The sequence below is a fragment of the Siminovitchia thermophila genome, assembly GCF_016909185.1.
In the GTDB taxonomy this organism is placed as follows: Bacteria; Bacillota; Bacilli; order Bacillales; family Bacillaceae_C; genus Siminovitchia; species Siminovitchia thermophila.
In genome coordinates, this window is the sequence record NZ_JAFBFH010000022.1 from 35760 (window position 1) to 49088 (window position 13329).

Consider the following 13329-nt stretch of genomic DNA (forward strand, 5'->3'; position numbering starts at 1 on the left):
TCCAACAAAGCGAAATGCGTATAAAGGATCAAAACAAGTTTCGGGATATGAAATATATGGTGAATAAGTTTGGCGCATTATTTGGATTGGTCATTCTATCGGCTGTATTTGCGATCCTTTCACCGAGCTTTATGAAATTGGACAATATTATGAATATAGCGAGGCAATTATCTATCAATGCGTTGTTGTCAATTGGCATGTTATTGCCCATCTTAACAGCGGGCATTGACTTGTCGGTAGGTTCTATTCTCGCATTTTCCATTGTGATCACCGGTGTTGTAACGGTCATGTGGGGCATGCCCCCGATTCTGGGAATATTTGTTTGTCTCTTAGTTGGAGCGTTAGCCGGTTTACTCAATGGATTGCTGTTAACCAAATTAAAATTGCCGCACCCCTTTATTTCCACTCTGGGCACAATGAATGTGTTTCGGGGGTTGGCATTAATTATTACTGGCGCGTCTCCCATTTTTGGATTTTCCTACTTAATCAACTTTGCAGGACAAGCCGATGTTGGATTTATCCCTTTTAGTTTTATTTTAGTACTTTTTGTCTGTCTCCTTTTCCATATCTTTTTAACCCGAACCGCAACAGGAAGATATATTTATGCGATAGGAGGTAATAAAGAAGCAGCTCGCTTGTCGGGTATTCCTGTTGATCGCGTATTGGTGATCGTATATACCATTAGTGGTTTAATGGCAGCACTAGGTGGATTGGTTTTGATTGGAAGAACGAATGCCGCATCCCCAATTGCCGGATTAACATATGAATTGGATGCCATTGCCGCAGTCATTATTGGCGGGGCAAGCTTTTTTGGCGGGGTCGGCACCGTATGGGGAACTTTGATAGGAGCAATGATTATTGCGGTGCTTCGCAACGGGCTTAATCTATTAGGCACTTCAACAGATGTTCAAACCGTCGTAATAGGAGTAGTGATCATACTGGCCGTTTTTGTGGATGTATTGCGCAGACGTTCCAAAAATAAGTAAATGATTTAGCAGGGGAGGATTGAAATGAAAAAAAGACTCATCATCATTATGGTTGTATCTGCTTTATTCATGATAAGTGCTTGTTCCTCGAACAATAAAGCAGGCTCAAAAGGCGATTCCGACAAGAGTCGAGACAGTGGACAGGTGAAAATTGGCGTTGTTCTAATGGCGTTAAATTCCGAATATTGGAAACTCCATATGGCCGGAGCTAAAGAGGCGGCTAAAGAATTGGGTGTGGAAATTGAAATACTGGGACCGGCTGAAGAAACGTTATATGAAGAACAAGTAAAAATGGTAGAGGATTTAATTTCCGCTAATGTAAATGGGCTGGTCATTGCGCCAAGTTTACCCGAAGCGATTTTGCCGGCGCTAGAAAAAGCAAATAGCGAAAACATACCTGTTGTTTTAGCTGACGCGAATGTAGACGCGTTTGATAACCGTGTTACTTTTATTGGAACAGAGAACTATGAGGCTGCCTTCAAAGGTGGAGAATTTATACGTGATCAGTTGGATAAGGGTGATAAAGTCTTGATTGTTCGCGGACAAATGGGGGCGAAAGTTCATGATGAAAGGACCCAAGGCTTCCAGGATGCTTTAAAGGACAAAAATATTACTTTTATTGTACAAGATGCCCAAAGTGATCGTGTGAAAGCAGTCAATATTGTTGAAAATGCTTTAACGGTTGACTCGAATATAAAAGCGATATTTGCTACTTCCGACGAAATGGCTCTAGGTTCTTTTAAAGGATTGGAAAATAAAGATAGTCAAGACATTCCTTTAATCGGCTTTGACGGCACCCCGGACGGGCTGCAAGCTGTTGCGGATGGAAAATTGATCGCAAATATCGCACAGGACCCTTACCAAATGGGTTACCTGGGAGTAGAATCCGCCTACAAAGCGATAAAGGGAGAAAAAGTAGAGAAAAGGATTGATTCTGGTACTGAAGTGTACACAAAAGATAATGTTGAAAAAAGAATCGCGGAAGTTGATCAGTATTTAAATAAATAGTTACTTCTGATTTTTTTCAGTAAGGAGTTGAATATATGTTAGCGGCAGTATTTGAAGACATAGGAAAATTGACATTACAAGAAATAGAGGAGCCTGAAATCACAAGAGATGATGAAGTAAAAATAAAAGTTGAAGTGGCAAGTATTTGCGGGTCAGATATTCATATATTGGCAAATCCTCCCTATCATCCCGCAACGAAAGGCATTATTCAAGGTCATGAATATGTCGGGGAAGTAATCAAGATTGGAAAAAATGTCAGGAATGTTTCTGTAGGAGACCGGGTTGTTGTTGATCCAACGACTGTATGTGGCCATTGTTATTATTGTCAAACGGGCATTCAAAATGTATGTGAAAACTTCTCAACCATTGGGATTTTTCAAAATGGAGGTTGGGCTGAATATAGTGTGGTTCCTTCCAAAAATGTATGTAACATTTCAAAGGATGTGCCAGTCGAATCAGCCGTTTTAGCTGAACCCCTCTCATGTGTCATAAATGGCTGTGAAAAAATTCGGATCAACCCTGGCGATCGTGTAGTCATACTAGGCGCCGGCCCAATGGGACAGCTATTTACACAAGTACTAAAGGCGTCTGGAGCCGGACAGATTATCGTAAGTGATCTATCTGATTACCGTCTGGAACAGGCGAAGCGATCAGGCGCAACCCATATGTTAAATCCAGCAAATAACGATATAGGGGAGGTAGTAAAAGAGATAACGGGCGTAGGGGCCGACATCGTTATTGATTGTGTTGGCGTTCTATTTGACCAAGCGTTACATGTAGTTCGAAAAGGCGGTAAAGTTTTATTAGTAGGGATGAATGAAAGTGCCAATCGTCCCATCAAACAATGTGAAATAACAAAAAAGGAAATAACCGTTTACGGTACGATTATTCAAAACAATCATTTTCCTAAAGTGATCAAAATATTAGAATCAAATATTTTAAATATTGAAAGCCTTATCACTCATCGGACATCATTGCGAAATATCCATCAAGCAATCGACGCGATGCGAAAAGGAGAGGCAATCAAAATCATGGTATACCCACATCATATGGAGGAGTAAAAAATATGATCAAAAAGTCTTTCCTATCATTTGGTATGTTAATCGCTATATTATCAATAGTTGGTTGCGGCAATCAGGCAAGTGAGGACCATGCCGAATCCGCCAATACAAAAAAGAATGGCGGCGGGAAACCACAAGTCGCTGTTGTGTTAAAAGGATCTGATCAAGAGTATTTTAAATTGGCGGAAGCCGGAGCAAAACAGGCGTTTAAAGATTTTGATGTTGAAGGAAAGTTTCTTGCAGCAACAAAGGAAACACAAGAGCAAGAGTTAATCAATTTACTAGAAGATTTATTGACCAATAGTCCGGACGCGCTGGTTGTCATGCCAAGTACTAGCGCGGTTATTCCAACCCTAAGCAAATATCACGAAAAAGATATTCCGGTTCTATTAATTGATACGGACTTGGAGTGGGAAAATCAATTAACCTATATTGGTACTGATAATTTTACGGCTGGCCAGAAAGCGGCCGAGCATTTAAGCTCCATGTTGTCTGAGGGGGATGAAGTGGCTATTATCGAGGGCGTTTCTGGTGCGGCGCAAAATGAAGCCAGGATTGCTGGTGCAAAGGATTATTTTAAGAAGCATAAAATAAAGGTTGCTTCTGTTCAAGCAGCCGATTTTGACAGAACAAAGGCCGTGAACACGATGGAAAATATGATTACAGCTCATCCGAAAGTGAAAGGAGTATTCGCTGCAAATGATGAAATGGCCTTGGGAGCATCCCAGGCGATTCAAACAAACAAACTCGATATACCTATTATTGGGATTGATGGCACAACAGACGGTTTAGCATCTATTGCGCAAGGCGATGTCACAGCAACAATCGAACAGCAACCTTTTAACATGACGTATCTCGCTGTTGAAAACGCATTAAAAGCAATAAAAGGTGATCCGGTAGAGAAGAACATCAATAGTGGGATTGAACTCATTACCATTGAAAATGCGCAAGATAAATTGGAGAAAGTGAAGCAATTGCTCGGAAAATAAAATCATATGATCTGGCATCATTACATGCATCGGTAGTGCCAGTTTTCGATGCTCCCGAAAATCACTTAATCGCGGAGTAACTATCCATCGAACAACCGCCGGTCAATCCAATCTAACATCATCCAAGCCAGCCAGATAAAAATCATTAAAAGTGAACTTGATGATAAGAAAATAGATAGCGGAATTCCAATAGACAATGATAAAGACATCCAAAAACCGCGGCCCAAAGGGACTACCGTGTAAAAGCTTCCAGAAACGTTTTTACGAAAAAAATTTTACTAAAGAAAGATGGTCGAGAACAATGCCTCATACAATCACGATTGGCATTATCGGTGCAGGGCGAATTGGCAGACTGCACGCTGAAAATATCGTTCATTTTCCCAATGTCAGACTGAAAGCTATTTCCGATTTATTTACAGAACATGTAAAAGACTGGGCAAAAGGAATCGGGATTGAGCAAATAGTAACTCATTATGATGACATTCTTATGGATAAAGAAATTGACGCTATTTTTATTTGCTCCCCAACAGATACTCATGTGCCGATTATTAAACAAGCTGCCGAACTGGGCAAACATATTTTTTGCGAAAAACCAATCAGTTTTTCAGTAGAAGAAACCAAAGACGTTTTAGAGTCTGTCAAAAAGGCAAATGTTACATTTCAAGTCGGCTTCAACCGCAGATTTGACCGGAATTTTTTGAAAATACATGAATCAGTGAAAAACGGTGTCATTGGCACACCACATATCATAAAGATTACATCGCGGGATCCCGAACCGCCATCGGTTGACTATATAAAACAATCAGGAGGCTTGTTTTTCGATATGTCCATACATGATTTTGATATGGCGCGGTATCTTGCCAATAGTGAAGTGGTTGAGGTTTTTGCGACCGGAGCCAATTTGATAGCACCATATATTGAGGATGCTGGAGACATAGATACCGCTATTACTACATTAACATTTGCCAATGGTGCTCTTGGAGTGATAGATAATAGTAGAAAGTCCGTTTATGGTTATGATCAAAGGGTGGAAGTGTTTGGCGAAAAAGGCAACTTAACTTGTGAAAATGATCGGCCAACAACGGTAGAACTAAGTACTTATGGAGGTTGTTACAAAGATACTTTACAGCATTTCTTTTTGGAACGTTATAAAGATGCCTATATAGCTGAGACTCGGGCATTTATAGAGGCGATTCAAAATGATCGTCCGCCAGCTTGTGACGGAAACGATGGTTTACAAGCAGAGCGAATCGCCCAGGCCGCAAAACAATCATATATCGAAAAGCGCCCTATTAAAATGGATTCGTATATTGGTCAGTTAAGCTAACCTAGTGGGATGTTGCCTCCATTGGAAACAAGCGCTTCATTCATGATCCACATCAAAAAGTAGCGATGGTACCGAAGGAACAGTACTATCGCGATCTTTTAAACGATCTGGTTCAAGGTTCTGGATGCGTGTGCTCCATACGCAAAAACGAGCAACTCTACTGAATGTAAAAAGAGAAGATCATGAGACTGTGCAAGCTAGAACACGGATGAAAAGAAAACTTTCACCATCATTCACTAGATGATGCGAATGTACGCTTTTGCTTTCTTTTTTTTAAAAAAGTAAAGCGCTTAACTTTTTGAGGCATGAACAACTTTATTATATCTGTTCCAATGTGGTTTGAATAAACTGCTTAAGTGCGCTATTCAGAATACAAGTCGAGCATGTTCTTTTTTCCATTCGACCTCATTCACGACAATAGTCAATTGGAGATGTATTTTTAAAGAGACACCCAGCAAGTTCAAAATGAAATTGGAGGTATTTACATGACATTATCAACTAGAGAATTAATCTATAAGGCGAAGAAGGCAAGACGTCACGTTATTGAAACAGTCCATTACGCCGGAGCGGGACACATAGGTGGTCCCATGTCAGCGATTGATCTATTAACTTATTTGTATTTTAACGAAATGAATATCGATCCAACAGATCCACGGGCTGAGAACCGCGATAGATTTGTTCTATCGAAAGGACATTCAGCGATTGCTCTTTATGCTGTTATGGCTTTGAGGGGATATATGCCGGTGGAAGAATTGAAGACTTTTGATTCCTTGAACTCCAGATTACAGGCACATCCCGATATGAACACACTTCCCGGTTTAGACATGTCTACGGGATCACTCGGTCAAGGAATATCGGCCGCAGTGGGCATCGCATTGGGAGCCAAATTGCAACATAAAGATTTCCGAACTTACTGCATGATTGGCGATGGCGAGTCACAAGAGGGGCAGGTATGGGAAGCGGCGGATATTGCCTCTAAGTATCGGTTGGATAATGTAGTCGTTATGTTAGACAATAATAGACTTCAACAATTTGGCTGGAATGGCGAAAATGGCTCCAGGGAAATTCCTGTTACGAATCCTCAAAAACGCTGGGAGGCTTTTGGATGGCATGTGATCACTATCGACGGACACGATTTTGCCGAGATGTCAGCAGCCTTTCACGAAGCAAAGAAAGTGAAAGGAAAACCTGTGATGATCGTGGCCAATACAGTAAAAGGAAAAGGTGTCAGTTTTATAGAAAATGCCTATCTTTGGCATTCAAGAGTTCCATCAGATGAAGAACTAAATAACGCGTTAGCGGAATTAAACATAGGGGGATAAACGATGGATCATTTACTAATGGACAAGCAAGAGACAATGAGAGAAATTTTTGGAGAAACATTGCTGCAGTTGTCAATGGAAGATGAAAGAGTTTATGTTGTGGATGGAGATTTGGCAAATTCAACGAAAATAGATGTGGTAGCCGAAAAAAATCCTCAAAAGTTTTTGCAAATGGGTATCGCCGAACAAAATATGCTTAGTGTTTGTTCCGGATTGGCTACAACTGGTTTACAACCTTGGGCTGTCACATTTGCCGCATTTCTGTCCAAACGGGCCATTGATCAAATTCAAGTACAAATTGCCCAACCGAATGTAAACGTAAAGATGATTGGGGGATACAGTGGCTTGCTTACCGGTTTAACCGGAAAAACACATCAATCATTGGAAGATATCGCCATTTTCCGTTCATTGGCGAATGTGATCGTTCTTGCTCCGGCTGATAGTGTGGAAGTGAAAAAGATGATGCGGTTCGCCCATCAATATGATGGACCGGTTTATATTCGTTTGGCGCGAGATCCTTATCCAGTTATATTCTCCGAGGATGATGAATTCCAATTAGGTAAAGCAGTTTCTTTGAAAGAAGGAAATGATTTAACCATCATTTCAACGGGTACTCAAACGAGCCGTTCGATAGAAGCTGCGAGACTATTACAAGAAGGAGGTTTTTCCATTGCTGTCCTCCATATGCCGTCTATCAAGCCGTTGGATAAAGAAGCGATTGTAACGGCCGTTGAGACAACAGGTTTCATCGTTACCGCTGAGGAGCACAGTATTTATGGCGGGCTGGGCAGCGCTGTTGCCGAAGTTCTAGTTGAGGAAAAGCCCGCTCCTATGCTGCGGATTGGTGTGAAGGATCGAAATGCCGAGTCTGCCCCCAATGAGCAGCTTTTAGATAAATATGAGTTATCGGCAAGCTACATGGCAAACGCAATAAGAAACTTTTTAAAAAGAAATAGTCGGCAAGTAAAGTAAAATTGATCAAACATTTGTTGGCAACACTCCATAGATTGTCTGGTTGTATAGTCAAAAGATGCTAAAACGATCTGATCTAAAAAATGCAGGAACAAGCCGGAATTTCCGAAGTAAAAAGCAGGTGGGGAAACCTCACTGGAAACAGTGGAGATTTGTTCAAAACTTTTCAAAAGCGTTATAGAGCTAAAGCGGAAATAGAAACATAGGAATTCGTTCTGTGCCATAACCCAGGTGCTGGAGGTTTTATGATCGAACAAATCAAGGAATTAAACGCACAGCAAAAAATCTCCAGGAGCAATCACCTTCATTTTCATGCAGCGGTTTTTTGCTTCTGGTTTTCTATTTATATTTACGCGCCTTTATTTAGTGTTTATTTAGAATCCATTGGTTTTTCCTATGCCGAAGTGGGCATCATTTTAGGAGGTTACGGGATTTCGCAAATTCTTTTGCGTTTTCCATTAGGTATTTTATCCGATATGTTACTGAGCGTTAGAAAGCATTTGCTGATAGGCGGTTTTGTTTGCGCTTTCGCCAGCTGTCTGATATTGATCTTCTTTAAAGATTTTTGGGCCGTATTGTTCGCTAGATTATTGACTGGCATTACGGCTTCTATGTGGGTGATGGCGACTGTCCTATATTCAAATTATTTCACTCTTGAAAAAGCCACAAAAGCAATGGGAGCCATGCAATGTAACACGGTTGCCACCCAGCTTGTCTGTATGACCACAAGCGGTTATTTTATTCATGTCGGAGGCTGGGATTTTCCTTTTTGGTTAGGAGCCACTTTCTCCATAATGGGGATCTATTTTGCTTGGCATATAAAAGAAGTTGAGGGACAGCCGTTTAGCCGTCCCCATTTACATACCGGAGAGTATATAAAGAAGACATGTAGCATATCCGGCCTAAAAATAGTCACTTTTCTTTCTTTAGTGGCTCATGCGATTTTGTTTATAACCATTTTCGGATTCAGCCCTATTATCGCCGAGTCGATTGGTCTGAAAAATACACACGTTTCTTGGTTAATGGGAGCCTTTTTTATTCCACATGCCTTAACTTCATTAGGGCTCACCTTCTTACATTTAAACAGGAAAAATCATAAAGTGATTTTAATCATCTCTTTTGGATTAACCGCCTTTTTTCTGGCATGTATTCCATTTGCGAAGTCGTTGGTAGCGATCAGTATGTACCATGCAGGCTTGGGGCTTGCGCTCGGTTTTATTTTTCCTTTGTTGCTGGGAGAAGTAGTGAAGATTAGTCCCAGTCATTTAAAAACCTCGGCAATGGGCTTTTATCAGTCGTTTTATGCAATCGGGATATTGATCGGTCCTATGATTGCCGGGATCATTGCCGAAAAATCAGGGGTACATGAAGTGTTCTTTATGACAGCAATCATGTCTCTTTTATCAATAGCCAGTATAGGTTTTTACCAAACAAAATAACCTTTCATCTGTTCATACAGCCCCGTAAAAGCAAGCGATTTATGGAAGCGAAAAAGTTGCGATATCGAAAAAGAGGTTGTGTTTTGCCATCCGAGATTCCAATGGTTCATCATATCCGGGTCTAAAAAGGCGGTCATTCCTTCTTGGGCCCGTACAAAAAACTTAAAAGGATAACCGCTCAACCGAGGCATAAAATGAATCAAGACCATTGATCTGGAGGGTTATCATGAGTATACTCGCAGGAGAACTTACATGGAATATGTTCCTCTTGTCTGTCCTTATCATAACGGCCATTGTGTATGCCACATTCATCCACCGAAAGGAACAAGCAAAATGGCATGACAAGCGGCCCGTTCTTTTTTATACAGGCCTCGGCCTTTTTTTCTTGGCGGGAGGAACTCCTTTCACGCAGTTAAGCCATGTTTCTTTTACTCTCCATATGGTAAACATGAGTATTCTGTATTTCTTAGTCCCGCCGTTATTGCTGCTGGGCATTCCCCGCAAATGGTTCAATCCCAAAACAGGACCTCTCATTTCCGGCATCTTTCTCACTGTATTCGCCGCATTATTTCTTTTATATCACCTGCCCTTTTTGATCCAATACTTGCTTAACCGCCCAACCATCCACTCCCTATTTAAGTTCGGCCTTTTTGTCGCAGCAGCAGGGATGTGGTGGCCGATTATTTTTTCAGTAAAAAAAGAAGAGACGAAACGTTATGCCGTTTTAAGCGGAATATTGTTGATGCCGGCCTGTCTGCTTTTTATTGTAAATGGATTTATGAGCGGGGGAATCGGAGCGAATACGAATCCATTTCTCAAACAACTCTCCGCTCAACTATGTATCGCTCCCGAGCAAATCGACCATATTTTTCCTTATCAATTGAAATACGATCAGGTGATTGGTGGAATCGCCATGCTGGGTCTTCATAAATGCTCGATAATGTTGGTATGTAATCTTAAAGGCCGAGCGATGAGAGGGAACATAGGGAACTCCGAAAAGGATGTGTCCTTTAAAAGGTCAAATTCAAAATAGCAAAGGTCGCTTTCCTGCGGGATCTTCAGCTCGAGCTATTCCCGCAGGAGCCTACCTATTTTGCCGACGCTAAATGCTTGCCTATTATACACTAGGACAATTTATCCCGCATGTAAGGTGCCGTAAGACTCCCACTTCAAAATCTTGAGTGAATACAAAAGGTCCAAGCGGGAGAAAACGGCACCTAAATGCCCGATTGGTTCAACTAACATTCAGTAGGGAAAACGCCTACTGAATGAAGTTTCACTTTATCCCGCATGTAAGGTGCCGTAAAACTCCCACTTCAAAATCTTGGGTGAATACAAAAGGTCCAAGTGTGAGAAAACGGCACCTAAATGCCCGATTGGTTCAACTAACATTCAGTAGGGAAAACGCCTACTGAATGAAGTTTCACTTTATCCCGCATGTAAGGTGCCGTAAAACTCCCACTTCTGAATGAAGTTTCACTTTATTGTTTGTTTTTTAATCAACTGATTTAGTTGTGTCCCAGACTCGCGCCAACCCTTTATAGGAAATCGGGATTATGGCAATGACCCACAACTTCCTGAAAGGCGCGGGCCCCTGCCAGCGCGCATCCTATAGATGTTAAATGGGGACGGAGAAAACGATTTGTTGCCTTTCTCCTGGATTGATGTGCAGGAGATTTTTAGACAGTCTCCTGTCAAATTTTTTGAGGCCAAAAACTCCATTTGCGAAGGAGCGCCAAGGTAGCTGGAATCATGAGTGGCCGGACGATAAAGGTATCCATTAAAATCCCGACGGCCATCATAAATCCAAACAACTTTAGCTCGTAAATGGGCATTGTAGCCAAAACAAGAAATGTCGCAGCCAGGATCAATCCAGCCGAGCTGATGACGCCGCCGGTTTTATCTACGCCTCTTTTAATGGCCTCTTCAAACGGCATTGATTTCAATTCCTCACGAATCCGGGCAATGAGCATGATCGAATAATCGACTCCAAGGGCAACAAGAAATACAAAAACATACAATGGAATTCTGTAATTAATCGCATCAAGCTCCAAAAAAACTTTGAATAACCATATTGAGAGCCCAAGCGTGGCGGCGTAGGAAAGGACAATCGTACCGATCATATATAAAGGCGCAATGATGGAACGAGTCTGCCATCCGAGCATGACTGAAATGAAGATCACCATCAAGACCATTACAACGATTGTATCCCGATCATTGATATCTTGAAGATCCGCATTTACCGCACTTTCACCTGCAACGTACAGTTTTGTCTCGGATAATCCTGCGTCTTTTACAATGGCCTCACTGTTCTCACGTATTATGTTTACTGTTTCGAAGGCTTCGGTTTCATATGGATTTCCTTCTACAATAAACGAGAACTTGGCGCTTTTTCCATCTTTGGAAAGCGGATTTCCCTGAGCCGTTATTTGTTCAACGCCTTTTATATCGCCAACTTCTTTCAGGACAGATTGGAGTTGTTGCATGTCAAGTTTTTCCTCGGAAACGAGTAACAATGTTCCTGGAGCAAGACTTCCTTCCGAAAAGTCTTTGCTTAGCTGTTCGTAGCCCACGCGGGATGACAAATCTTCCGGGAATGACGCAATCAAATCATAAGATTCCTTTAAATGGGTTGTATTCCAGGCGCCAATCCCCATGACCACAATCAGAGGCAAAAGAAAGAACAGCGGGCGCTTTACCACAACTTCTGCTATTTTTCCCCATATCGATTTTTGATCAGTATTCTCTTCCCCAAATTTCGGAATAGACGGCCAGAATGCTCTTCTTCCAATCACGGCAAACAGGGCGGGCAGCAATGTCAATCCGGCAATTAGCATGGCGCCAGCCGCGATCGCAAAGGCAGGGGCGAAATTCCGATACGGTTCGTATAAGGTGAAAAATAAGGTGGCCACTCCGAGCAAAATCGTGCTGCCACTGAAAAATATCGGCTCTTTTACGTGACGCATCGTTTCGCGCATTGCCGCGTCTTTTAATTCATGTTTCCGAAGCTCCTCCCGGTAACGGGAGAAAATCAGCAATGAATAGTCCGTGACGACCGCAAACAGCAAAATCGTCATGATCGATACCGCCTGGCTGTCGATGGCAAAAAGTCCGGCTTTTGAAGCCAACCCTATGACTCTGTCCACGACTGCATAAACAATAGCTGCACCGATAAGCGGAATAAAAGTGAGCAAAGGAGAGCGATAAATAAACAATAATAACACAACAATCAAGCCTACCGTTGACAACAACAAAATGATATCAGCGCGGCTGAACAATTCCACTGCATCCGCGGCGATACCGGCCGGACCGGTCCATGATAATGTCACATTCTCAGGTACAGAGATTTGCTTTTTAACTTTCCGAACCGCTTCGTACAGATCATTTCCTTCCAACTCTTCTGAAAGTGTAATCGGGATGAAAAAGGTTTTGCCATTTTCTGAAACAAAAGATTGCACTACTTCTGGCGGCATGTTGGATAATGGCAACAGTCCGACTTCTCCATACTGATCATCCAACTTGATTGCTTCCACTTTTTTTGAAAATCCAATGACTTCCTCGTCGGAAAAACCTTCTTTCTTGGAAAAAACAGCAAAAAGCGGTAATCCTTTGTCTTGAGGAAAGTGTTTTTCCAGCTGCCGGTCTGCAATGATGGATTTTGCATCAGCTGGCAATCCTGCGTTTTTATTCGCCGCGACAAACTCTTTTGCCCCGGGAGCAAAGCTTGATAAAATACCCGCGACCAACAGCCAGAGCACCAAGAAGAACCACCAGCGGCGATTATTTTGTATCGGCTTGTTAACCAATCTGCTTCACGTCTTTCTCAATCATAAATGTGATGAAGATAAACAAGGCAAAGCTGATAAGCAGGATAGCTCCGCCGCAAATATAAAAAACCAAAGAGAAAACTTCATTGATCCCAAAAGGCTTAATAAATTGGAGCCACATGCCGGCTGTTAAACCAATAGATCCCAAAATGGCCGTCCATCCATGAGCAGTGAGTAATTTTTTTGCACGCACCTTGTAGATTTTGTAAAATGCTCCCCAGGCAAACATCGATAACCATCCTACCAATAAAATATGCGCATGGATAGGGCGGAATGCATATGATTCGGCTCCCGCCATATGGGAACCTATTAACGCCCCAATCAACCCAAAAATAGCCGCAATTCGAATAAAGCGAAGGCTCCATTTTTCTTGTTCCATGTAAAATTCCTCCATCCAG

General features: G+C 41.9%; 11 protein-coding genes. 9 read left to right on the forward strand and 2 right to left on the reverse strand.

Translation table 11 applies throughout. The features are described from left to right. Positions 1-14 precede the first annotated feature (14 nt). From JOC94_RS14785 to JOC94_RS14825, 9 genes are all read left to right on the forward strand, one after another. Positions 15-986, forward strand: a complete 972-nt coding sequence (locus tag JOC94_RS14785) for an ABC transporter permease (RefSeq protein ID WP_077111984.1) — start codon at positions 15-17, stop codon at positions 984-986. A 24-nt stretch (positions 987-1010) separates the two neighbouring features. After that, entirely contained in the window at positions 1011-1994 is a 984-nt protein-coding gene (locus JOC94_RS14790) for a sugar ABC transporter substrate-binding protein (RefSeq protein ID WP_077111965.1), read from the forward strand. Between the two features lie 35 nt (positions 1995-2029). Beyond that, entirely contained in the window at positions 2030-3055 is a 1026-nt protein-coding gene (locus JOC94_RS14795) for a zinc-dependent alcohol dehydrogenase (protein ID WP_205179782.1), read from the forward strand. A gap of 5 nt (positions 3056-3060) precedes the next feature. Then, entirely contained in the window at positions 3061-4044 is a 984-nt protein-coding gene (locus JOC94_RS14800; RefSeq protein ID WP_077111963.1) for a sugar ABC transporter substrate-binding protein, read from the forward strand. Positions 4045-4345: 301 nt separating this feature from the next. Further along, positions 4346-5371 carry an inositol 2-dehydrogenase gene (gene iolG / locus JOC94_RS14805; RefSeq protein WP_077111962.1) on the forward strand — a complete coding sequence of 342 codons (1026 nt, stop codon included), beginning with the start codon at positions 4346-4348 and terminating at the stop codon, positions 5369-5371. Between the two features lie 485 nt (positions 5372-5856). Further along, positions 5857-6693: a transketolase gene (locus JOC94_RS14810; RefSeq protein WP_077111961.1), complete on the forward strand. Its 837-nt coding sequence runs from the start codon at positions 5857-5859 to the stop codon at positions 6691-6693. A 3-nt stretch (positions 6694-6696) separates the two neighbouring features. After that, complete coding sequence (locus JOC94_RS14815; RefSeq protein ID WP_077111960.1) at positions 6697-7665, forward strand: transketolase family protein; 969 nt, start codon at positions 6697-6699, stop codon at positions 7663-7665. A 245-nt stretch (positions 7666-7910) separates the two neighbouring features. Continuing rightward, a complete protein-coding gene (locus tag JOC94_RS14820) occupies positions 7911-9104 on the forward strand; it encodes an MFS transporter (RefSeq protein ID WP_083717545.1) in 1194 nt (397 codons plus the stop codon). A 226-nt stretch (positions 9105-9330) separates the two neighbouring features. Beyond that, positions 9331-10137: a cytochrome c oxidase assembly protein gene (locus tag JOC94_RS14825; RefSeq protein WP_077111958.1), complete on the forward strand. Its 807-nt coding sequence runs from the start codon at positions 9331-9333 to the stop codon at positions 10135-10137. A gap of 661 nt (positions 10138-10798) precedes the next feature. Here JOC94_RS14825 and JOC94_RS14830 read toward each other — a convergent pair. Together JOC94_RS14830 and JOC94_RS14835 are read right to left on the reverse strand one after the other, a co-directional pair. Then, positions 10799-12862, reverse strand: a complete 2064-nt coding sequence (locus JOC94_RS14830) for an MMPL family transporter (protein WP_253191905.1) — start codon at positions 12860-12862, stop codon at positions 10799-10801. Positions 12863-12902: 40 nt separating this feature from the next. After that, a complete protein-coding gene (locus JOC94_RS14835; protein ID WP_077112952.1) occupies positions 12903-13310 on the reverse strand; it encodes a hypothetical protein in 408 nt (135 codons plus the stop codon). Positions 13311-13329 lie beyond the last annotated feature (19 nt).